Origin of the sequence: Pseudomonas sp. Os17, assembly GCF_001547895.1 — a bacterium.
GTDB lineage: Bacteria > Pseudomonadota > Gammaproteobacteria > Pseudomonadales > Pseudomonadaceae > Aquipseudomonas.
Map to the genome: position 1 here is coordinate 2,525,191 of NZ_AP014627.1, position 20,702 is coordinate 2,545,892.

Genomic DNA, 20,702 nt, shown 5'->3' on the forward strand with positions numbered 1-20,702 from the left:
GCGTAAAACTCTTATACTCCGGCGCCTTATTTTCCCTAGCCAGCAAGAGGAACGCCCCGTGGCCAACGAACCGGATCAGGATTTCTACAACCGCGCCGACGCCATCATCGAGTTGACCAACTCCCATATCGCCGACAGCAGCCGCGGCAAGGCCAGTGCGTCGCTGATGTACGCCAACGCGCGCTTCAGTGCCTGGGTCAGCGCCTGCGGTTGCCGCAATGCCGAGGAACTGACAGCGGCCAAGCAGCAGGCAGTGGACTATTTCCTGGAGGAGTTCCGCCTGATGCTCGAAGAGAACCTCAACGATTACATCGAGAACTTCCCGCGCTACATGAGCGGCAAGCAGGACTGAAAGGTCGAGCGCCGTCGCTGAGTCAGCGGCGGATTGTGTGACCTGCGTCACTCTTTGCTCAAGTGATCCATGCTCCTGGTCGATAAGCTCTGAATGCCTATTGATATGGAGTTCGTCATGGCCTTGCTACCGGTTCGTCTGTCTCATCGTTTGACCCTCGGCAGTGTGTTGCTGTTGCTGTTCACGGCGTTGGCGGTTTTTGCCGTGATGACCCTGCGGGGGCAGCCCAGAGTGGTGGAGGCGAGCTCGGCATTGATCGAACAGACCGGCAGCGCCATCGTCCGCCAACTGGCCTTGCAGTTGGCGGGGATCGAGGGCGTGACCGCCAGCATGGCCCACCTGGTGGAAGGGCTGCCCAAGGAGCAGGCGTTGTTCATGGCCACCTTGCCCAAGGTGATCGACCATGAAGGCGACAAGGCGATTGCCGGCGGCGGCATCTGGCCGGAGCCCGATGCCTTCGCGGCGGGCGTCGAGCGCCGCAGCTTCTTCTGGGCTCGCAGCGACGCCGGGCCCCTGGCGTTCTCCGATGACTACAACGCCGCCGGCAGCGCCGGCTATCACCATGAAGCCTGGTACACCGGCGCCCGCAACAGCGCGCCCGGGCGCTGCCTGTGGTCCGAGGCCTATCAGGACCCGGTGACCCGGGTGCCGATGACCACCTGCAGCGTGCCGTATCGCCAGGATGGCCGCTTTGCCGGGGTTGCCACCGTCGACCTGCGCCTGGATGACCTGGCGCGTTTCCTCAAGGAGCAGGGCGCGGTCACCGGCGGTTATGCCTTCGCCCTGGATCAGGCCGGCAACGTGCTGTATTTCCCCGAGGCCCAGGCCGGTGCCGACGGGCAGATGTTCAGCTTCGAGGCCCTGAGCAAACAGCAGCCCTGGCTCCGTCCGGTGGCCGAGGCCCTGGGCAGGGCCGCGGGCAGCCCCGGCCAGGTGCGCAGCCTGGACCTTGAGCAGGATGGTCGGCTGCAGGAAGCGGCGCGGGTCAGTCTGTTCAGCATGCCCGGCAGTGGCTGGACCATCGGCCTGGTGACCCCGGAGCAGAAGGTCACCGGCCTGGCCCGGGCCATGACCACCGAGATCCTGGTGTTTCTCCTGCCATTGCTGGCCCTGCTGTTGTTCTTCGCCTGGCTGGGCGGCCACCGGTTGATTGCCCAGCTGGAAGAAACCACCCGGCAGATCGATGCCCTGGGCAGTGGCCAGGCCAGCGACAACGCCGAACTGCACGTGGCGCGGGCCGATGAGATCGGCGCCTTGCGCGGCGCGGTCAACCGCTACGCCGGACAGTTGCGGCAGATGCTGCAGAAGATCGCCAGCGAAGCCCGGCAGCTGCAGAACGAGGCCGGGCGCCTGGGCGAGTTGAGCGGCACCCTGGCCCAGCGCGCCGAGCAGCAGCGCCAGGAAAACACCCAGTTGGCCACGGCCATTACCCAGATGTCCTCCAGTGCCCTGGAAGTGGCGCAGAACACCAACAACTGCGCCGACACCGCCCGCCAGTCCCTGGTGGTGGTGCAGGATGGCCAGCAGCGGGTCGCGGCCAACAGTCAGTCGATCCAGCAGTTATCCACGGAAATGGCCGAGGCGGCGGCGGTGATCCAGCGCCTGGAGCAGGACAGCCAGCAGGTCGGCGCGGTGCTGGACGTGATCAAGGCCATCTCCGAGCAGACCAACCTGCTGGCCCTCAACGCCGCCATCGAGGCGGCCCGGGCCGGCGAGCAGGGCCGCGGCTTTGCCGTGGTGGCGGATGAAGTGCGGACCCTGGCCGGTCGGACCCAGACCTCGGCCAACGAGATCAGCGGCATGATCAGCGACCTGCAGCAGGCCTCACGCCAGGCGGTGCAGGCGATCCAGGCCGGTGAATCGCGTACCCGCGAAGCGGTGGGCGAGGCGTCCGGAGCCTCGGATGCCCTGTCGAGCACGGTCACCAGCTTCGACGATATTTCCCAGCGCGCGCAGCAGATCGCCGTGGCCGCGCAGCAGCAGAGCCATGTGACCCAGGAGATCAACGAACTGGCGGTGCGCATCCACGGCATCAGCGAGGACAACGCCCGGGACGCCCAGGCCCTGGACAAGGTCAGCGAGGCCATGCAGGCCCTGTCCGGGCGCTTGTCGCACCTGAGCCAGGGCCACAGCTGAAGACTCACTCACCCGGGCCGCCGGCGGTCCGGGTGAGTTTCAACTCCCTCTGCGGGGCGCTGTCGTCGCCCCGATTCAGTGTTGGCTGAACAGCACCAGCTGAAAGTTCAGCAACAGCCCCAAGGCCACCCCGCCAAACCCCAGCAGCCCGCTTACCAGCGGTTTGCCCGCGGCCCTGTGCGCGGCCAGGAAGCGGGCAATGGCGGCGCCGATCAGCGCACCCGGAAAATCGAACAGGTAGAACAGCCAGCCCATGCTGTCGATCGGGGAGGTGATCCACAGGCAGAACAGCTGCAGGTGCGCCGCCAGGGCCAGCGCCACGCCGGTGAACAGCGCCGGGGTAGGGCGGGTGGCCAGCAGCAGTCCGAGAATCAGCCCCTGGGGCAGCCAGTAGGCGGCGAAGTTCTCCAGGAAATAGTCCCACTGCGGCAGCGCCCGGCCGGCTGCCAGCGACAGGCCCCAGAGCAGGGCGGCGATGGCCGGCAGGTATTTGAGGGGAGCAGCCGGTACAGCGGGTGAGGAGGAAGGCATTGCAGGGGCTCGCAGTTCAGGGTGGGTCAGCGCTACTGGGTGTCGCCGAGAGTGGTCGCGGCAGCGCTGCAGATTTCGTGCACGCACTGGCGCAGCCAGCGATGGGCCGGGTCGGCCTCCATGCGCGGGTGCCAGAGCAGGGACACCGTCATCTCCGGCAGCGCCACCGGCAGGCTGAAACTGTGCAGGCCGGCTCGCAGATGACGGGTGTGGTGCTCGGGCACCATGGCGATCAGGTCCGAACCCCGGGCCAGGGCCAGGGCCGCGGAAAAACCGCTGACCAGGGTGATGATCTGCCGCTGCCGGCCCAGGGCCTGCAGGGCTTCGTCCAGGCGGCCGTGGTCATGGCCCTGATGGGACACCAGGATGTGCTGGCCGGCCAGGTAGCGGTCCAGGCTCACCGGGCCGCGGCTCAGGGGATGACCGCTGCGCACCACGCCGATAAAGCGATCGCGGAACAGCGCCCGGGTGCGCAACTCGGGGCTGGTGTCGCTGGCGATCACCGCGGTTTCCAGATCGACGCTGGCCTCGCGCAGGGGCTGGCTGTCGCGATCGAGCTTGGGCACGAAATGCACCCGCACGCCGGGTGCCTGCTGCTGCAGGCGGCAGATCAGCGCCGGGCCGAAGTTCTCGACGAAGCCGTCGCGGCTGCGCAGGGTGAAGGTGCGTTGCAGCTGCCCGAGGTCGATCTGCCGGGCCGGGCGCAGCGCCATCAGGGCCTGCTCCACCAGCGGCCCGACCTGCTGGCGCAGTTCCAGGGCCCGGGGCGTGGGCACCAGCCCGCGTCCGGCGCGCACCAGCAAGGGATCGCCGGTGACCTGGCGCAGGCGCGACAGGGCCCGGCTCATGGCCGAAGGGCTCAGTTGCAGGCGCTGGGCAGCGCGCGCCACGCTGCCTTCGCTGAGGAGCGCATCCAGGGTGACGAGCAGATTCAGATCGGGTGTCGACATGGGCGGAATCTAGCACAGGGCGCTCGCTGACATGGCGTTACGTGCATTCATTCAGTGCAATTGCTGCGTCTTCCGCCTGCTCGGGCCGGGGCATAGGCTGCCGGGCAATGCCTTGAAGGAGTCCGTGCAATGTCCCGTCCCGAATCCAATCTTCCCGCGCTTGAGCCCCGGGCGCGCCTGGCCCTGGCCAGCCTGTCGCTGACGATGCTGATGCCGTCGCTGGACAGCAGCATTGCCAATGCCGCGCTGCCGGCGCTGGCCGAGGTGTTCGCCGCCTCCTTCCAGCAGGTGCAGTGGATCGTCCTCGCCTACCTGTTGGTGATGACCAGCCTGATTGCCGGCGCCGGGCGCCTGGGCGACCTGCTGGGGCGACGGCGCCTGCTGCTGGGCGGGATCGTCCTGTTCACCCTGGCTTCCCTGGGCTGCGCGCTGGCCCCCGGCCTGGGTTGGCTGCTGGCGGGCCGAGCCCTGCAGGGGCTGGGGGCGGCGCTGATGCTGGCCTTGAGCATGGCCCTGGTGGGGGATGCCTTGCCCAAGGCGCGCACCGGTGCGGCCATGGGCCTGTTGGGCAGCCTGTCGGCCCTGGGCACCACCCTGGGCCCGTCCCTGGGCGGTCTGTTGCTGGCCGGTGGCGGCTGGCGCTGGATGTTTCTGGTCAATGTGCCGTTGGGACTGCTGGCGCTGGGGCTGGCCTGGCGCAGTCTGCCGCGGGATCGCCGGTCAGCCTCGGTCGCCGGCTTCGACCTGGCCGGCACCGTGCTCCTGGCCCTGAGCCTGGGGGCCTATGCCCTGGCCCTGACCTTGGGCGAACGGCCCTGGGCTGTACAGAACCTGGGGCTGCTGCTGGTGGCGGCGCTGGGAGGCGGGCTGCTGATGCGGGTCGAGCGCCGGGCCGCTGCGCCGCTGTTGCAGCCGGCCCTGCTGCGCCGACCGGTCTTGCGCAGCGGCCTGATCGGCAGCCTGCTGGTGTCCACGGTGATCATGACCACCCTGGTGGTCGGGCCTTTCTATCTGTCCCGCGGGCTGGGTCTGGACCCCGCCCGGGTGGGGCTGTGCCTGTCCCTGGGACCGCTGGTGGCGGCCCTCGCCGGAGTGCCCGCCGGGCGCCTGGTGGATCGCTACGGCGCTCGCCCACTGTGCCGCCTGGGGTTGCTGGGACTGTTCGCCGGCTGCAGCCTGCTGGCCCTGTTGCCCAGCCATCTGGGGCTGGCGGGTTACCTGCTGCCCATCGCCCTGGTCACCGCCGGCTATGCGCTGTTCCAGGCGGCCAACAACAGCCTGGTGATGCTCGATGCAGCGCCTGCGCAGCGGGGATTGACGGCAGGCTTGCTGAGCCTGTCGCGCCATCTCGGGCTGATCAGCGGCGTGGCCGCCATGGGGGCGTTGTTCGCCTGGGTGGCGCGAGCGCCAACCGCTGCTGGGGCCAGCGTCGAGGCGGTCGTCAGCGGCATGCACTGGACCTACGGCGTGGCGGCGCTGCTGACCCTGTCGGCCCTGGCCATCGCCTGCTCCGACCGGCTGTCAGGGCGGCTCGACGACGCTTGTCGGGCGCCGCGCCCGAGCTAGGCTTTGCCTGCACACCCCCACCAAGGAGCAGGTCATCGTGAGCACCCTTCGTACTCCTTCCTTAGGCCCGATCGTCGGGCACACCACCGACACTTCTTGCCGTTTATGGATCGCCGCGTCCGATGCCCTGGACGAGAAGGGCGTGGCGGAGGACATCCGTACCATCGGCGTCATTGGCGTGGTGAGCAGCAACGGCCGGGTCGCGGCGGACAACATCTTCTACTTTCGCTTGCGGCGTGAGTACCACCGCACCGGCACCTTCAATCTCGGGGTCGACACCAGCCTGTGGGGCAACGAGGCCGCGCGCAAGCAGCTCAAGCCCTTTGTGCTGACGCCGGGCACCCGTTACCGGGTGCGCATGGCCTCGCTCAACGTCGATGACGCCGGCAACAACGATGACGACGTGTCCAGCGAGTCGGTGGTGCAGCGCCTGCCCGATCCCGGGGCCTGGGCCAATGACTTGAACCGCAGCGGGGCCGACAAGATGTACGTCGAGGCCGAGTTCACCACTCGGGCCAGTGCGGTGCCCGGCCAGGCATCGGCCCTGAGCTTCCTGCTGGGCTCCTGCCGCTACCCGGGGCTGCTGTGGAAACGCAAGAACTCCGACACGATCTTCGGGCCGATGCAGAGCGAACACGCCGATGCGCAGATGGTGCTGATGGTCGGCGACCAGATCTACGCCGACCTGTTCAACCGCCTGGTGCCGGTGGGGCTGGCGGACACCTTCGAGGAGTTCGAGGAGCGCTACCACAGCGCCTTTGGCTCACCGAACATCCGCCAACTGCTGGCCCACATGCCCACCTACATGATCCTTGACGACCACGAGATCGAGGACAACTGGACCCAGGATCGGATCCGCAAGGACCGTGACAAGCGCCTGCTGTTCAACCTCGCCATGGGCGCCTACATGAGCTACCAGTGGAGTCATGGGCCACGCTTCGCCGACAGCTATGTCCATGGCCGGGCCATGACCGGTGACGACAAGTACCTGCAGCAGTTGCAGACCAACCAGCTGTTCTATGACTTCTCCTGTGGCCACTACCCGTTCTTCGTCCTCGACACCCGGACCCAGCGCTTTCTCGACGATGTGCCGGACGCCCTGGACGACAACCACCTGCTGGGCCGTCCCTCGCTGCACCCCAGCGAACCGGGTCAGCTCGACCGGCTGTGTGCCTGGCTGCGGCACATGCAGGAGGATCGGGGCAACGTGCCCAAGTTCGTGGTCACTTCCAGCGTCTTCGTGCCCAACGGTGTGGATACCGTGGGCACAGACCCTGATGCCGTGCGCCACAAGAACGACAGTGACGCCTGGTCGGCTTTCCCCACCACGCGCCGCACCGTGCTGGAAACCCTGGTCGAGCATCAGGTGCAGAACGTGGTGTTCCTTTCCGGGGACATTCACTGCTCGAACATTTCCCGCTTGCAGTTCAGCGCCGCGGGTCAGGGGTTGAAGTGCTTCGCGGTCACCTCGTCGGCGTTCTACTGGCCCTTTCCCTTTGCCGACGGCGATCCGGCCGGGTACGTGCACGACTCGACGGCACCGCAGACGCCCGATAGCTTTGCGCTCTTCGACGGTACGCAGACCATGGACTACCACACCTGGGCCTTCACCCAGGCGGACAACTTTGCCCGCCTGGACGTGAAACCCGATCACGCTCAACTGGTGGTGCAGTTCTACGGTGCCGACGGCGAGCCACTGGTGACCCGCAAGCAGGACGACAGCGTGGACAACCAGCCGCAACGGCTGCAGCTGGAGCCCTGGTAGCGGGGCGTTACAGCCCCAGTTCCAGCGCCAGCAGGTCCGCCAGGGGCTGGCGCCGGCGAATCAGCCGTGGCTGGCCGTTGGCGAACAGCACTTCCGGCAGCAGCGGCCGGCTGTTGTAGTTGGAGGACATGCTGGCGCCGTAGGCGCCGGTGTCGTGCAGCACCAGCAGGTCGCCAACCCGGGCCTGGGGCAGCAGGCGCGGGGTCAGGCATTCGTCATCCTGGGTGAAGATGTCGCCGGACTCGCACAGCGGACCGCCGACCACGGTCAGTTGCTGCGGGCGGTCCACCGCCTGGCCGGCGGCGTCCAGCAGGCTCATGCCGTGGTAGGCGCCGTACATGGCCGGGCGCATCAGGTCGTTGAAACCGGTGTCCACCAGCACGAAGTGGTGCTGGCCGGCGGTTTTCACCACCCGCACTTCGCTGACCAGGCAGCCGGCCTCGGCCACCAGGAAGCGCCCGGGTTCGATCTCCATGCGCACGCCGTGGCCCAGGTAGGCCTCGATCTCCTGGCGCGCGACCTTCCAGGCATTGGCGTAGCGCTGCACGTCCACCGGGGTGTCACCGTCGCGGTAGGGGGTAGACAGGCCGCCGCCGATGGAAAAGGCCTCGATGTCGTGGTCCAGGGATTTCACCGCCGTCACCATGGCCGCGCCCACTTGCTCCAGGTGGTCGTAATCGACCCCGGAGCCGATGTGCATGTGCAGGCCCACCAGGTGGAGGCCGTGTTGGCGGATCACCGCCAGGGCCTCGCCGACCTGGTCGTGCCAGATGCCGTGCTTGCTGTTCTCGCCGCCGGTGTTGGTCTTGCGGCTGTGACCGTGGCCGAAGCCCGGGTTGATCCGCAGCCACACCCGATGCCCCGGGGACTGCTCCCCGAGCTGGCGCAGCATGTCGATCGAGCCGGCGTTGACTTCCACTTGCAGCTCCACCACGCGCTTGAGGGTGGCCTCGTCGAACAGGTCGCAGGTGAAGACGATACCGGCCTCCACCGGGCTGAAGCCGGCCAGCAGGGCACGCTCGATTTCCCCCAGGGAGACGGCATCGACCCGCACCCCGGCTTCGCGGATCAGGCGCAGCAGGTGCAGGTTGGACGAGGCCTTCTGGGCGTAGCGCACCACGTCGAAGGCCTGCAATTGGGCGATGCGCGCCTGGATGGTGGCGGCGTCGTAGCACCACAGCGGAGTGCCATATTGACGGGCGGCGGCAGCGAGTTGAGCGGGGGCGAAGGGTATGGCCATGGCGATTGCAATCTGTGGTCAGTGAGAGTGGTTGCAGCATGCCGATGATTGGCTATTCAATAAAATATCTATTCTTTGTTGGTTGATTCATATTTGATATGGACTGGTTGATCGAACGAGCCTCTGTTGATGGACATCTCCCTGCGCCATATCGAAGTCTTCCGCGCCATCATGCAGGCCGGCAGCGTCACCGGTGCTGCACGCTTGCTGTTTACCTCGCAACCCACGGTCAGCCGCGAACTGGCGCGGCTGGAAAGCCTTTCCGGGCTGCGCCTGTTCGACCGCGAAGGCGGGCGCCTGCTGCCCACGGCCCAGGCCCTGCTGTTGCTGGAAGAAGTGGAGCGGGCCTATGTGGGGCTGGAGCGGATCAACAGCGTGGCCCAGTCGATCCGCCGTTTCGAACACGGCCAGTTGAGCCTGAGCTGCCTGCCGCTGTTCTCCCAGACCCTACTGCCCCGAGTGTGCAAGCGCTTTTTGCAACAGCATCCGGGGATCGGCCTGAGCATCACCGCCCAGGAGTCGCCGCTGCTGGAAGAATCCCTCAGCGCCCAGCGCCATGACTTGGGCCTGACCGAAAGCGAGCACCTGCCCCGGGGCACCCAGGGCGAGTTGCTGTTCTGCGCCGACATGGTCTGCATCCTCGCCGACCACCATCCGCTGCTGGCCAAGCCACGGCTGGCGCTGGAGGACTTTCGCGGCCAGGACTTCATCAACCTCTCGGGCCTGGATATCTACCGGCAGACCCTGGACGAGCACTTTCGCCAGGCCGGGGTCGATCGCCGGGTGGTGGTGGAAACCACCAACGCCGCCTCGGTGTGCGCCATGGTGCGGCAGACACTCGGGGTATCGATCATCAACCCCTTGAGCGCCATGGAGGAGGTCGGGCGCGGTCTGGCGATCCGGCCGCTGGAGTTTTCGGTGCCGTACCGGGTGATGCTGATCCGCCCGGATTACCGGCCGTCATCGAGTTTTGTCGAGGGGTTCTGCGAGTCGTTGCGGGGCGAGGCGGGGCGTCTGGATGAGCAGTTGAGCAGGCTGGTGCAAGCGCTGTAACTGCAACAGCGCCTCTGGTGTGGGAGGGAGCAAGCTCCCTCGCCACGGAGGAAGCGTTAGCGTTCGATGGCCAGTGCCACGCCCTGGCCGCCGCCGATGCACAGGGTCGCCAGGCCTTTCTTGGCATCGCGCTTGAGCATTTCATGCAGCAGGGTCACCAGCACCCGGCAGCCCGACGCGCCAATCGGGTGGCCGATGGCAATCGCGCCGCCGTTGACGTTGACCTTGCTCGCATCCCATTCCAGCTCCTTGCCGACCGACAGCGATTGCGCGGCGAAGGCTTCGTTGGCTTCGATCAGGTCCAGCTGGTCCAGGGTCCAGCCGGCCTTGTCCAGGCAGCGGCGGGTGGCCGACACCGGGCCGATGCCCATGATCGCCGGGTCGACCCCGGCGTTGGCGTAGGCGGCGATCCGGGCCAGTACCGGCAGGCCCAGGGCGCGAGCCTTGCTGGCGCTCATCAGCAGCACTGCGGCGGCGCCATCGTTCAGCGACGAGGCGTTGCCGGCGGTCACCGTGCCGTCTTTCTTGAACGCCGGCTTGAGCTTGGCCAGGGCCTCGGCGGTGGTGCCGGGGCGCGGTTGTTCGTCGGTGGCGAAGCTCAGCGGCTCGCCCTTGCGCTGGGGAATCAGGATCGGGGTGATCTCGTCGACAAAACGCCCGGCCTCGATGGCGGCCACGGCTTTTTGCTGGGACGCGGCGGCGAAGGCGTCCTGGGCTTCACGGCTGATGGCGTATTTGTCCACCAGGTTCTCGGCGGTGATGCCCATGTGGTAGTCGTTGAAGGCGTCCCACAGGCCGTCGCTGATCATGGTATCGATCATCGGGCTGTGGCCCATGCGCAGGCCGGTGCGGGCGCCGGGCAGCACGTAGTTGGACAGGCTCATGTTTTCCTGGCCGCCGGCGATCATCACCTCGGCATCGCCGCAGCGGATGGCCTGGGCGGCCAGGTGCAGGGCCTTGAGGCCCGAGCCGCAGACCTTGTTCAGGGTCATGGCGGGCACGGCGTGGGGCAGGCCGGCCTTGATCGCGGCCTGGCGCGCGGGGTTCTGCCCGGCGCCGGCGGTGAGCACCTGGCCCATGATCACTTCGTCGACCTGGGCCGGGTCGATGCCGGTCTGGGCCAGCAGCTGGCGGATCACCGCGGCGCCCAGGTCAACGGCGGGAATGCCCGCCAGGGAGCCCTGGAAACTGCCCACGGCGGTACGGGTGGCGGCAACGATGACGACGTCTTGCATGTTGGGGCTCCTCAGGCGAACTGCATTTCAGGCACGTGGTCCGGCACGATCAGCTTGCCGGCGGTCTTGCTGACGATTTCCTCGACGCTGACCCCGGGGGCGCGCTCCTTGAGGATGAAGGCGCCGTTCTCGATCTCCAGGTAGGCCAGGTCGGTGAGCACGCGCTTGATGCACTGGGCGCCGGTCAGCGGCAGGCTGCAGCGGTTCAGCAGCTTGGATTCGCCGTCTTTCGAGGCGTGGGTCATGGTCACGATGATGTTCTCGGCACCGGCCACCAGGTCCATGGCGCCGCCCATGCCCTTGACCAGCTTGCCGGGGATCATCCACGAGGCGATGTTGCCCTGCACGTCCACCTCGAAGGCGCCGAGCACGGTGAGGTCGATATGCCCGCCGCGGATCATCGCGAAGGATTCGGCGGAAGAGAAGATCGAGGCGCCGATGCGCGCGGTGACCGTCTGCTTGCCGGCGTTGATCATGTCGGCGTCGACCTGGTCTTCGGTAGGGAAGGCGCCCATGCCGAGCAGGCCGTTTTCCGACTGCAGCATGACTTCCATGCCTTCGGGGATGTAGTTGGCCACCAGGGTCGGGATGCCGATGCCGAGGTTGACGTAGAAGCCGTCCTGCAGTTCGCGGGCGACGCGCTGAGCCATTTGTTCGCGGGTAAGAGCCATTTTGGTTGTCCTTGTTAGTCGGGCTGGGGAAGGGCGATCACTTGCGCACGGTGCGCTGTTCGATGCGCTTCTCGAAGGTGCCGCAGATGACCCGGTCGACGTAGATGCCGGGGGTGTGGATCTGCGTCGGGTCCAGCTCGCCCGGCTCGACGATTTCTTCCACTTCGACCACGGTGATCTTGCCGGCGGTGGCCGCCAGGGGGTTGAAGTTCTGTGCGGTGTGGCGATAGATCACGTTGCCGAAATGGTCGGCCTTCCAGCCCTTGACGATGGCGAAGTCACCGGTGATGGACTCTTCCATCAGGTAGGTGCGGCCCTTGAATTCACGGGTTTCCTTGCCTTCGGCCACCGGGGTGCCGACGCCGGTGGCGGTGAAGAAGGCCGGGATGCCGGCGCCGCCAGCGCGCATTTTTTCCGCCAGGGTGCCTTGGGGGGTCAGCACCACTTCGATCTCGCCGCTGAGCAGCTGTTTCTCGAACAGGGCGTTTTCACCCACATAGGAAGCGACCACCTTGCTGATCTGGCGGTCTTCCAGCAGCACCCCCAGGCCGAAACCGTCGACCCCGCAGTTGTTCGACACCACCGTCAGGTCGCGGGTGCCGCGGCGCTTGATCTCGGCGATCAGGTTCTCGGGGATACCGCACAGGCCGAAGCCGCCGGCGATCACGGTCATGCCGTCTTGCAGACCTTCCAGGGCTTCCTCGTAGGACGCCACACGCTTATCGAAACCTGCCATTTGCACCATCCTCTTTCTTGTTCGTTGGCGGCTGGCCAGCCGTTTGCGGATCAGTGTTGCGCTGCGGGATTGATTTGTTAAGTTGATTTTTAAGGTTGATTGATTTTAAAAGCAGCATAATCAGCTGCAAGCTGCAAGCTGCAAGCTGCAAGCTCCAGGCTACAAGCTTGCGGCTTGAAGCTTATAGCTTGCCGCTGCCCTCCCGAGGATGAGAGATGACGGTTAAACAGATACGGGCCTTTCTGGCGGTGGCCCACAGTTTGAGCTTTGCCCTGGCCTGTGAGCGCTTGCACCTGTCGCAGTCGGCCCTGAGCCTGACCATCAAGGCCCTGGAAGAAGGGCTGGGCGGGCGCCTGTTCACGCGCAATACGCGCAATGTGGCCCTGACCCCGGAAGGCGAGGCGCTGCTGCCCCTGGCGCGACGGCTGATCGCCGATTGGGACAACGCCGAGGACGAGCTGCGCCAGCGTTTCACCCTGCAGCGCGGGCGGGTCACGGTGGCGGCCATGCCGTCCTTTGCCGGCAACCTGCTGCCGCCGATCCTCAAGCACTTTCGCGCCCGTTACCCCCAGGTCAACGTCACGGTCAACGACGTGGTCAACGAGCAGGTGCTGGAGATGGTCCGCGACCGCGAGGTGGAGCTGGGGGTGGCCTTCGAGCCTCAGGACAGCAGCTCCCTGCTGTTCACCCCGCTGTACGTCGACCGTTTCGTGGCCGTGGTGCCCCAGGATTCGCCCCTGGCGCAGCGCAGCCGCATCGACTGGCGGACCTTGCTGCAGGAGCCCTTTATCACCCTGCAGCGGCCGTCCACGGTGCGGGTGATGCTCGAAGACCACCTGCGGGCCCGGGGCGTGCAGTTGCCGGTGGAATTCGAAAGCCATCAGTTGGCGACCGTGGGGCGCATGGTCGCCAGCGGCCTGGGTGTCAGTGCCGTGCCGGCCCTGTGTGCCCAGCACATGCGCGAGTTGGGCGGACACTGCCTGACCCTGGACGACCCGGTGGTGGAGCGGGCCATCGGTATCCTGACCAAGCCTGGGGAAGAGCTGTCCACCGCGGCCCAGGCGCTGTTCGACATCCTGCGCCAGGAGAACCTCGGTGAGCGCCTGGGCGCTGCCTGATTCAACCCAGCAGGCGCTCGGCCAGGAGCGGCAGGAGCTGGTCACAGGGCTCGCCGAACTTGAGGTCCAGCAACTCGTCGGCGCGGGTCTTGCCGAAGTTGATGGCCAGCAGCGGCTTGCCCTGGTCAGCCACGGCGCGGCACAGGCGAAACGCCGAGTAGGCCATCAGCGATGAGCCCACCACCAGCAGGCCGGCGGCCTCGTGCACCGCATTCAAGGCCCGGGCGGCGGTGATCTGGGCCACGTTCTCGCCGAAGAACACCACGTCGGGCTTCAAGCGGTCGCCGTCGCAGTAGGGGCAGCGGGGCACCTGGAAGCGTTCCTCGAAGGCCGGGTCCAGCAGGGTGTCGCCATCCGGTGCCTGCACCGCGTCGACCCCGGCCAGGTACGGATTGAGTGCCTGCAACTGCTGCTGGATGGCATCGCGCTGGCTGCGTTGGCCGCAGTCCAGGCACAGCACCCGGTGCAGGCTGCCGTGCAGCTCGATGACGTCCAGGCTGCCGGCCTGATCGTGCAGGGTGTCGACATTCTGGGTGATCACCCCGGCGATGCTTCCTGCCGCCTGCAATTGCGCCAACGCCTGGTGCGCAGCATTCGGCCGGGCCTGGCGGATGCGCGGCCAGCCGAGCATGGCCCGGGCCCAGTAGCGGCGCCGGGCTTCGGCCTGGCCGAGGAACTCCTGGTACATCATCGGCTGCTTGCCGCGGCGCACGCCGTCGTTGTCGCGGTAGTCGGGGATGCCCGACGGGGTGCTGATGCCGGCGCCGGTAAGGACCATGAACGGCTTGCCGTGCATGGCGGCGGCGAGTTGTTCGAGCGGTGGGGCAGTAGGGCGGTCGATCATGGGCTGCACTCGTTTCCAGTGACCAGGGACGCCTACCAGAAATAGACGCAAAGCCTTCGCGGCGCCAGTGTCTTACCCGTGGTTCAGCGCCGGGGGCCGAACACCGACTTGGGTGACTTGCCATAGAACCGGGTAAAGGCCGCGCTGAAGTTGCCGGGAAAGCGGTAGCCCACCTGATAGGCCGCCTGGGCCACCTGGCAGCCGCCTTCCAACAGGCGGTGGGCATGGCCCATGCGGATTTCCAGGAGCATGCGCTGCGGCGTGGTGTGGTAGTGCTCGCGCAGGCCCTGCTTGAGCTTGAACTCGTTCAGCCCCACAGCGGCGCACAGATAGGCCACGCTCAAGGGCTGGTGCATCTGCTCGAACATCAGGTCGCGTACCCGCTGCAGCCGTTCAAGATCGGCGGCCTTCAGGCGCCGGCCCGGGGCGACAGGGGCGGGGGCCAGGGCCTGCAATTGCAGGGACAGCAGGCTCAGGGCGTGAATGTGCAACTCCAGCGTCGCTGGCTGCTGCCGGCCCCAGGGTTGGGCCAGGGCACTGAGATGGCCGGCGCTGGCCCGGGAGGTGGGCCCGCAGGCCAGCAATTGCACGGCGTCCTGGCCCAGCAACTGGCGAGCCCGGGTGGGGCCCAGGTACTGCTGGAGCAGGGTTTCGCCCACCAGCAGGCGCAGTTGCTCCACTGTTTCATTGGCGCCATAACGGCGTTCGCCGCGGCTGGCCTGGAAGGCGCTGACGCTGGTGTGCCCGGCGCGAAACACCAGGCTCGAACCCTTGGCGTCGAGGTAGCCCGAGGTGCCTTGCAGGGCACAGGTGATCACCAGTAGACGGCCGGCGTGGCAACTGCTGGCCTCTTCGATCAAGGGGCGATTGGGGTGGTAGCGCGAGCGCACCAGGGTCAGGTCCTGGGCCAGGGGCAGGCTGTCGCTGTAGCAATCGCCCAGGGCCTGGGGCAACTGCTGGCGTGACCCGCCGCCCGGGGCCTGGCGGTGCTCGCGTGGTGCGTTGCACGGCACGCGATAGGACTGGGAAGAACCGGGTGCAACGGCCATGTTCGCGCTCCTGCAATGGATGTTCTGCGTTTGCCATGGGAATGGATCCGTTTCCCATATGAACACGCATGATAAGCATTCTCGCTAGAAAGTAAGCTGTTTCCCAAGCAGGGGTGAGCGTCGTCACCCGGCGGCGCGCCACCTGCCACGGAGCAAGGGATGAACCCTCAGAGCTTGAAAAACGCCAGTCCCCGGGGGCTCTGGCTGCGTACGGTGCTGGTGTGTGCCATGGGCCTGCCGATGCTGATCTTCTATGCCATCGGCGCCCTCGGGCCTCTGCTGATCGTCGATCTTGGGATTGCGCCCCACTGGCTGGGCTGGCTGCTGACCAGCGCCTTTGGCCTGGCGGCATTGCTGTCCCTGTGGGCGGGGCCGCTGGCCAGCCGACTCGGCATCCGCCGGGGCCTGGCCTTGCTGTTCTGGGCGACCCTGGCGGGGTATGGCCTGCTGGTCAGCTTGCCGGGCTTTGCCGGGGCGCTGCTGGCCCTGGCGATCTGCGGAGTGGCCCAGGCCCTGGCCAACCCGGTGACCCAACTGCTGGTGGCCGAGTGTGTCGAGGCCCGCAGCAAGGCCGCGGTGGTGGGGCTGAAACAGTCCGGGGTGCAGTTGTCCGCGCTGATCGCCGGCCTGTTGCTGCCGCCTCTGGCCGGGTCCCTGGGCTGGCGCGCAGCCCTGGCCTGCCTGCTTGTGCCGACATTGCTGCTGGCCCTGTGGGGGCCCAGGGTGGCGCCGGGCAGCGCCGTGGGCAAGGCCGTGAGCCTGACGATTCCCCGGCCCAATTCACGGCTGACGCTGCTGCTCAGCGTGCAGCTGTGTGTCGGCCTGGTGCTTTCGTCCTTCGTGACCTTTCTTGGGGTATTCGCGGCCCGCCAAGGAGTGACGGTCGGCGAGACCGGGGCCATGGTCGCCGGGTTCGGGGTCATGGGCATCCTGGCCCGAACCCTGCTGACGCCATTGGCGGCCCGCATGGCCGAGGAGTCCTGGCTGCTGCTGACGCTGATGCTCCTGGCCAGCCTGGCCCTGGCGGTGACTGCCCAGGCCACGCCTCAGGCGCACTGGCCCTTGTGGTTCGGCGCTCTGGGCATGGGCCTGAGCGCCGTGGCCACCAACGCCATCGCCATGAGCATGCTGCTGCGCGATCCGGCCTTTGGCAGCCCGGCCTGCGCCTCGGGTCTGCTCTCGGCAGGCTTCTTCGCCGGGTTCGCCCTGGGGCCGGTGCTATTCGGCGCCGTGCAGCAGGGCGCGGCGGATTTTGCCAGCGCCTGGCTGATGCTGATCGCGGTCCTGCTGCTGGGTGCGGGGCTGAGTCTGATGCTGGTGCGTGCCCGAGCGCTTGAGTCGGGCAGTGCCAGTGCCAGTCCTAGAGCCTGAACACACTTACCTGCTGTTCCAGGTTCTGCGCCAGTTGCTGCAGGGAGCGGGCTGTCTCGGTGGTTTCCTCCACCGCCTGGCTGTTCTGCTGGGACATCTGGGCGATGCGCTCGACATTGCGCGCCACATCCTGACTGGCGGCGGTCTGCTCCCGCAGGGCCAGGGAAATCTGGTCCACCACTCGCACCACGTTGCCGGACGAGGTGCGGATATTGACGATGGCCTCACCGGCCTGCTGGGCCAGTTCGACGCCGCTTTTCACCTGATTGACCCCCACGTCCATGCTGCTCACCGCCTCTCGGGTGCCCAGCTGGATCTTGCCGACCATTTCGGTGATTTCCTGGGTCGAGTTGGCCGTGCGCTGGGCCAGCAGGCGCACCTCATCGGCGACCACGGCGAAGCCGCGCCCCTGTTCCCCGGCCCGGGCGGCTTCGATGGCCGCGTTCAGGGCCAGCAGGTTGGTCTGCTCGGCAATGCCCTTGATCACCCCGACGATGCTGGAGATCTGCTCGGCGTGCTGGCCCAGTTCACCGATCTGGGAGGCCGAGGCCTGCACCGTCTCGGCGATCAGGCGCATGCTGCCCAGGGTGTCCTGGATCACGCTGCCGCCTTCCTCGGACTGGCGCCCGGACTCGCTGGACAGGGCGTGGGCATCCCCGGCGTTGTCCGCCACGTGGTTGATGCTCACGGTCAGTTCTTCCACCGTGGCCGCCATGGAGGAGGCCGAGTGGGACTGCTCCTGGGCCGAGGCCGAGAGCTGCAACGAGGCGCTGGAAATGCTCTGGGAGGCGCTGACCAACTGGTCGGCCCCCTGCTTGATCTGGCTGATCATGCTCCGCAGGCGCTCCTGCATGGCGGCGAAAGCGTGCAGCAGGTTGCTCACCTCATCACGCCCGCTGGCGCTGATGCTGCTGTCCAGACGGCCGGCGGCGATGGCCTTGGCCACGTCCACCGCCTGGCGTAGGCGCCCGACCAGGGTGCTGGACAGCGACCAGGCGACCAGCATCGCCAGCACCGCCGCCAGCAAGCCGCCGCCGATCAGGATGGCCAGGGCAGAGGCCTTGGCGTCGTCCATGGCCTGGCTGCGGGCGTCCTGCAGGCTTTTTTCCGCGTCGCGCAATTCATCGGTGAGCTGGCGCATGGCGTCCATCTTGGCCTTGTCGCGACCGGCGCTGATCTGTTCGGCCATGGCGGTGGCCGGCTGGCTGCCGGCGTTGATCGCCCGGCGCAGGGCCAGGTTGGCCTGGACGTCGTCGCGCAGCCACTGGTCATGCAGGGCCTTGAGTCGTTCCAGGCGCACCTGCTGCTCGGGATTGTCGGCGGTGCTGTTCTTGATCCGCGCGTAGTCCTCGGCAAAGGCTTTCTCGCCTTGCTCCAGGGGTTCGAGGAAGCTGTCGCGGCCGGTCAGGGCATAACCGCGCATGCCGGTCTCGACATTGATCAGGCTGCGCAGCAAGGCGTCGGACTGGCTCAGGACCTCGTAGCTGTGGATGTTGCTTTTGACACTGCTGCTGACTTGATCGAAGCCGCGCAGGGCCGCCAGCACCAGCAGCAGGAGGATCAGCAGGACGACGCCGAAACCGGCATAGAGCTTTTGCGAAATGCTCAGATTGGAAAACATAGGAAGGACCGCTCCTAAACCGTTGACTGAATGCTTCACAGGGCTGTGTCTCGACGAGGCAGCGTGATAGCTCAATGATGTTCAAATGACATCAACGGTCCGACTTTTCCTGTACAAAAAAAGTTTCATGTACAAGAAAATATTTTTGCGGGGCGTGTAGAAGGGGGCATCGAGCGTCACCCGAAAGGGCGCCGCTCGATGCTCGGCGGGGCTCAGCTGGAGTGGGCGTTGCTGTCGTCCTCGGGCTCGACGCTCTCGGTCTGCCCCGGCAACTCGGTGATCACGCTGAAATCGCTGACTTCCACTGCGCCCAGGCCATAGCCCAGCAGGTGGAAGGAGAAGGCCTTGCGGGTTTGCGGGTTGTCGAAGCTGAAGTCCATCTGCAGTGGCTGGTCGGGCGTCACCAGCATTTCTTCCGGCAGGCCTAGGGGTACATCCTGCTCCAGCTCCTTGCCCTTGAGCAGGATGTAGGCGTTCTGCTGCGGGTCGGCGGAGCGCACGGTGAAGCGCACCCGCGTCTGCGAGCCCTTGGGCATTTCCAGGTACTGGGCGCCGATCAGGTTGTCGGCCCAGTCATCCTTGATCTGCGCCTTGAGCGGGATGATTGCCGGGCTGCCGAACTGATAGTGCTGGTTCAGCGGCGACTGCAGCAGGCTGCGGTCCAGGTGCGTGGCCCGGGCGCTGATCTGCCGCGCCCGTTGACCGCCGTACTGGCCCTGCAGGCTGGCGCTGTCGGCGATGAAACCGGTGCTTGAGTAGTAGCGGCAGCGCTGCTGGAAGTCGCACTCGGTGAAGGTGCCCTGGCCGTCGTGGTAACGCAGCTTGCCGTTGGTGTAGGACATGATTTCCCGGCCCTGGGCATAGTCGCGGAACAACGAGCGACCGCTGAGGCTGGCAGGCACCGGCAGGCCGAAGTAGTCGAGCACCGAGGCGCTGAGGTCGACGTGGCCGTAGGTCCCGGACTTGAGATGGGGCAGCAGGTCCTGGTCCGGGGCCAGCATCAGGTTGAAGCCCCAGGACGAGGCCAGGCGCACGCCGTCGATGCCGTGGGACTCGTCGGAGGTGATGATCACCAGGGTGTCCTTGAGCACGCCCTTGCGCTCCAGCCCCGTGAGGAACTGGTCGATGGCGTCGTCCAGGTAACCGACCGCCGCCTGCTTGGGCGTGTCATAGCGCTCCAGGTAGTCCTCGGGCGCGGAGTAGGGCTGGTGGGTGCCGACGGTCAGCAGGGTGAGCATCCATGGCTGTTTTTTCTTCTTCAACTGGTCCACGTAGCTCAGGGCGCCTTCGAAGAAGGCCTTGTCGTCCTTGCCCCAGGGGAATTCCAGGTAGTTGTCGTTCTTGAACCACTCCAGGCCATGGGTCGAATCAAAGCCGATGTGCGGCATGATCTTGTCCTTGGCCATGAAGCGCAGGCCGGCGCCCTGCAGGTAGTGGGTGTTGAAACCGAACTTGTGCATCTGCGCCGGCAGGCAGGCCTGGTTGCGCTGGCTCTGGGTGAGCATCTCGACGCCCTTGGGGGTGCCGTTGTCGAGCTTGTCGTAGTCGCCGCAAAGCATGGCGTACAGGCCGCGGATGGTCTGGTGGCTGTGCAGCACGTAGTCCGGGGTGTTCATGCCGCGCTCGGCCCAGGCGCTGAGCTTGGGCATCAGGTCTTCCTGGTAGCGGCTGTTCAGGGCTTCGCGGTTGGTGCGGATATAGGCCCCGGGAATGCCTTCCAGGGTAATCAGCAGCACGTTGCGCGCGCGACCGGCGCTGGGCAGCAGGGGTTGGCCTTCAAGGTCCAGCCGGGTCAGGCCGGTCATCACCGGCGGCACGTCGGCGACATCGCCTTGCAGCCAGTCTTCGATGCGCATCTGCGCCTGGCCGGTGGCGGTGGCCAGGGCCTGGTGGGGCAGGTTGAACAGCTGCCACTGGTCGGCTTCGCTGGGTTTCAGGTACTGGGTGGTGCCATGGACCAGGAGCAGCCCCAGCGGCAGGGCCCACAGCGCCCGTGGCAGGGCCGGGCGTCGCACCCCGCGACTGCTGCGCTGGACCACCAGCCACAGCACCAGCCCCAGCAGCAGGGTCAGCCCCAGCTCGGGGTGGGTCAGGCCGCCGCCGGTGGAGTTGCCGACAAATTGCGGATCCACCAGGTAATGCAGGTCGGCGAGGTTGGGCATGCGCCCCACGGCGCTCACCAGCTCGGCGCTGACCAGGGTCAGGAGTGCCCAGACCAGCAGCACCGGCAGCGCCAGCCACCAGCGGCGGCGATACAGCAGCAGGGTCAGCAGGCTGGCGCTGGCCAGGTCCGACAGATAGCCCAGCGGGTGGGACCAGCCCAGGGCCAGGCGCGCGCCCATCGGCACCAGCAACAGCAGGCCGAACAAGGTGCACAGGGGAGCAAGAGGGTGTTGTAGGCAACGACGGATCAACTTCACAAATAACCTGCCTGTCATCAAAGCTTCACGCAAATGTGCGCAAT

16 protein-coding genes and 2 pseudogenes are annotated in these 20,702 nt (G+C 66.7%); 8 read left to right on the forward strand and 10 right to left on the reverse strand.

Annotation, left to right across the window (positions count from 1 at the left end; genetic code table 11):
* Positions 1-58 precede the first annotated feature (58 nt).
* From POS17_RS11385 to POS17_RS32665, 3 genes and pseudogenes are all read left to right on the forward strand, one after another.
* On the forward strand, positions 59-352 hold the full coding sequence (locus tag POS17_RS11385; protein WP_060838634.1) for a DUF3144 domain-containing protein: 294 nt from the start codon (positions 59-61) through the stop codon (positions 350-352).
* A 375-nt stretch (positions 353-727) separates the two neighbouring features.
* Positions 728-1,366, forward strand: a pseudogene (locus POS17_RS32660) (cache domain-containing protein); the annotation flags it as partial.
* 588 nt (positions 1,367-1,954) lie between these two features.
* Positions 1,955-2,488: pseudogene (locus tag POS17_RS32665) on the forward strand (methyl-accepting chemotaxis protein); the annotation flags it as partial.
* Positions 2,489-2,563: 75 nt separating this feature from the next.
* Here the strand turns inward: POS17_RS32665 and POS17_RS11395 are convergent.
* Complete coding sequence (locus POS17_RS11395) at positions 2,564-3,019, reverse strand: hypothetical protein (protein WP_060838636.1); 456 nt, start codon at positions 3,017-3,019, stop codon at positions 2,564-2,566.
* A gap of 32 nt (positions 3,020-3,051) precedes the next feature.
* Entirely contained in the window at positions 3,052-3,969 is a 918-nt protein-coding gene (locus POS17_RS11400) for a LysR family transcriptional regulator (protein ID WP_060838637.1), read from the reverse strand.
* 129 nt (positions 3,970-4,098) lie between these two features.
* Here POS17_RS11400 and POS17_RS11405 point away from each other — a divergent pair, with 129 nt between their 5' ends.
* Positions 4,099-5,535, forward strand: coding sequence for an MFS transporter (locus POS17_RS11405; protein WP_060838638.1), 1,437 nt, complete (start codon positions 4,099-4,101; stop codon positions 5,533-5,535).
* 37 nt (positions 5,536-5,572) lie between these two features.
* Complete coding sequence (locus tag POS17_RS11410) at positions 5,573-7,300, forward strand: alkaline phosphatase D family protein (RefSeq protein WP_060838639.1); 1,728 nt, start codon at positions 5,573-5,575, stop codon at positions 7,298-7,300.
* Positions 7,301-7,307: 7 nt separating this feature from the next.
* Here POS17_RS11410 and lysA read toward each other — a convergent pair whose 3' ends face one another.
* Positions 7,308-8,540, reverse strand: coding sequence for a diaminopimelate decarboxylase (gene lysA, locus POS17_RS11415; protein WP_060838640.1), 1,233 nt, complete (start codon positions 8,538-8,540; stop codon positions 7,308-7,310).
* A 129-nt stretch (positions 8,541-8,669) separates the two neighbouring features.
* Here lysA and POS17_RS11420 point away from each other — a divergent pair, with 129 nt between their 5' ends.
* Positions 8,670-9,593, forward strand: a complete 924-nt coding sequence (locus POS17_RS11420) for a LysR family transcriptional regulator (RefSeq protein WP_060838641.1) — start codon at positions 8,670-8,672, stop codon at positions 9,591-9,593.
* 56 nt (positions 9,594-9,649) lie between these two features.
* Here POS17_RS11420 and POS17_RS11425 read toward each other — a convergent pair whose 3' ends face one another.
* The 3 genes from POS17_RS11425 to POS17_RS11435 are packed head-to-tail and all read right to left on the reverse strand — an operon-like array spanning position 9,650 to position 12,235.
* Positions 9,650-10,828 (reverse strand): acetyl-CoA C-acetyltransferase, encoded by a 1,179-nt coding sequence (locus tag POS17_RS11425; protein WP_060838642.1) that lies wholly within the window; start codon positions 10,826-10,828, stop codon positions 9,650-9,652.
* Positions 10,829-10,839: 11 nt separating this feature from the next.
* Entirely contained in the window at positions 10,840-11,499 is a 660-nt protein-coding gene (locus POS17_RS11430) for a CoA transferase subunit B (protein WP_060838643.1), read from the reverse strand.
* A gap of 37 nt (positions 11,500-11,536) precedes the next feature.
* On the reverse strand, positions 11,537-12,235 hold the full coding sequence (locus POS17_RS11435) for a CoA transferase subunit A (protein ID WP_060841913.1): 699 nt from the start codon (positions 12,233-12,235) through the stop codon (positions 11,537-11,539).
* A 215-nt stretch (positions 12,236-12,450) separates the two neighbouring features.
* On the opposite strand from POS17_RS11435, the gene POS17_RS11440 reads away from it, so the two are divergent.
* Positions 12,451-13,353, forward strand: coding sequence for a LysR family transcriptional regulator (locus POS17_RS11440; protein WP_060838644.1), 903 nt, complete (start codon positions 12,451-12,453; stop codon positions 13,351-13,353).
* Position 13,354: 1 nt separating this feature from the next.
* On the opposite strand, the gene POS17_RS11445 is transcribed toward POS17_RS11440, so the two are convergent.
* Both POS17_RS11445 and POS17_RS11450 read right to left on the reverse strand, forming a co-directional pair.
* Positions 13,355-14,197 carry an NAD-dependent protein deacetylase gene (locus POS17_RS11445; RefSeq protein WP_060838645.1) on the reverse strand — a complete coding sequence of 281 codons (843 nt, stop codon included), beginning with the start codon at positions 14,195-14,197 and terminating at the stop codon, positions 13,355-13,357.
* An 83-nt stretch (positions 14,198-14,280) separates the two neighbouring features.
* Positions 14,281-15,246 carry a helix-turn-helix transcriptional regulator gene (locus POS17_RS11450; protein WP_060838646.1) on the reverse strand — a complete coding sequence of 322 codons (966 nt, stop codon included), beginning with the start codon at positions 15,244-15,246 and terminating at the stop codon, positions 14,281-14,283.
* Positions 15,247-15,405: 159 nt separating this feature from the next.
* Here POS17_RS11450 and POS17_RS11455 point away from each other — a divergent pair, with 159 nt between their 5' ends.
* A complete protein-coding gene (locus POS17_RS11455) occupies positions 15,406-16,617 on the forward strand; it encodes an MFS transporter (protein WP_060838647.1) in 1,212 nt (403 codons plus the stop codon).
* Here POS17_RS11455 and POS17_RS11460 read toward each other — a convergent pair.
* On the reverse strand, positions 16,607-18,238 hold the full coding sequence (locus POS17_RS11460) for a methyl-accepting chemotaxis protein (RefSeq protein ID WP_060838648.1): 1,632 nt from the start codon (positions 18,236-18,238) through the stop codon (positions 16,607-16,609). The genes POS17_RS11455 and POS17_RS11460 overlap by 11 nt on opposite strands.
* Before the next feature lie 212 nt (positions 18,239-18,450).
* A complete protein-coding gene (locus tag POS17_RS11465) occupies positions 18,451-20,676 on the reverse strand; it encodes an LTA synthase family protein (RefSeq protein ID WP_060838649.1) in 2,226 nt (741 codons plus the stop codon).
* Positions 20,677-20,702 lie beyond the last annotated feature (26 nt).

Excerpts from the sequence above, each read along its gene's own strand:
- POS17_RS11395 (WP_060838636.1), bottom strand. The coding sequence starts at position 3,019 with ATGCCTTCCTCCTCACCCGCTGTACCGGCTGCTCCCCTCAAATACCTG.
- POS17_RS11400 (WP_060838637.1), bottom strand. The coding sequence starts at position 3,969 with ATGTCGACACCCGATCTGAATCTGCTCGTCACCCTGGATGCGCTCCTC.
- POS17_RS11405 (WP_060838638.1), top strand. The coding sequence starts at position 4,099 with ATGTCCCGTCCCGAATCCAATCTTCCCGCGCTTGAGCCCCGGGCGCGC.
- lysA (WP_060838640.1), bottom strand. The coding sequence starts at position 8,540 with ATGGCCATACCCTTCGCCCCCGCTCAACTCGCTGCCGCCGCCCGTCAA.
- POS17_RS11420 (WP_060838641.1), top strand. The coding sequence starts at position 8,670 with ATGGACATCTCCCTGCGCCATATCGAAGTCTTCCGCGCCATCATGCAG.
- POS17_RS11425 (WP_060838642.1), bottom strand. The coding sequence starts at position 10,828 with ATGCAAGACGTCGTCATCGTTGCCGCCACCCGTACCGCCGTGGGCAGT.
- POS17_RS11430 (WP_060838643.1), bottom strand. The coding sequence starts at position 11,499 with ATGGCTCTTACCCGCGAACAAATGGCTCAGCGCGTCGCCCGCGAACTG.
- POS17_RS11435 (WP_060841913.1), bottom strand. The coding sequence starts at position 12,235 with ATGGCAGGTTTCGATAAGCGTGTGGCGTCCTACGAGGAAGCCCTGGAA.
- POS17_RS11440 (WP_060838644.1), top strand. The coding sequence starts at position 12,451 with ATGACGGTTAAACAGATACGGGCCTTTCTGGCGGTGGCCCACAGTTTG.
- POS17_RS11445 (WP_060838645.1), bottom strand. The coding sequence starts at position 14,197 with ATGATCGACCGCCCTACTGCCCCACCGCTCGAACAACTCGCCGCCGCC.
- POS17_RS11450 (WP_060838646.1), bottom strand. The coding sequence starts at position 15,246 with ATGGCCGTTGCACCCGGTTCTTCCCAGTCCTATCGCGTGCCGTGCAAC.
- POS17_RS11455 (WP_060838647.1), top strand. The coding sequence starts at position 15,406 with ATGAACCCTCAGAGCTTGAAAAACGCCAGTCCCCGGGGGCTCTGGCTG.
- POS17_RS11460 (WP_060838648.1), bottom strand. The coding sequence starts at position 18,238 with ATGTTTTCCAATCTGAGCATTTCGCAAAAGCTCTATGCCGGTTTCGGC.
- POS17_RS11465 (WP_060838649.1), bottom strand. The coding sequence starts at position 20,676 with ATGACAGGCAGGTTATTTGTGAAGTTGATCCGTCGTTGCCTACAACAC.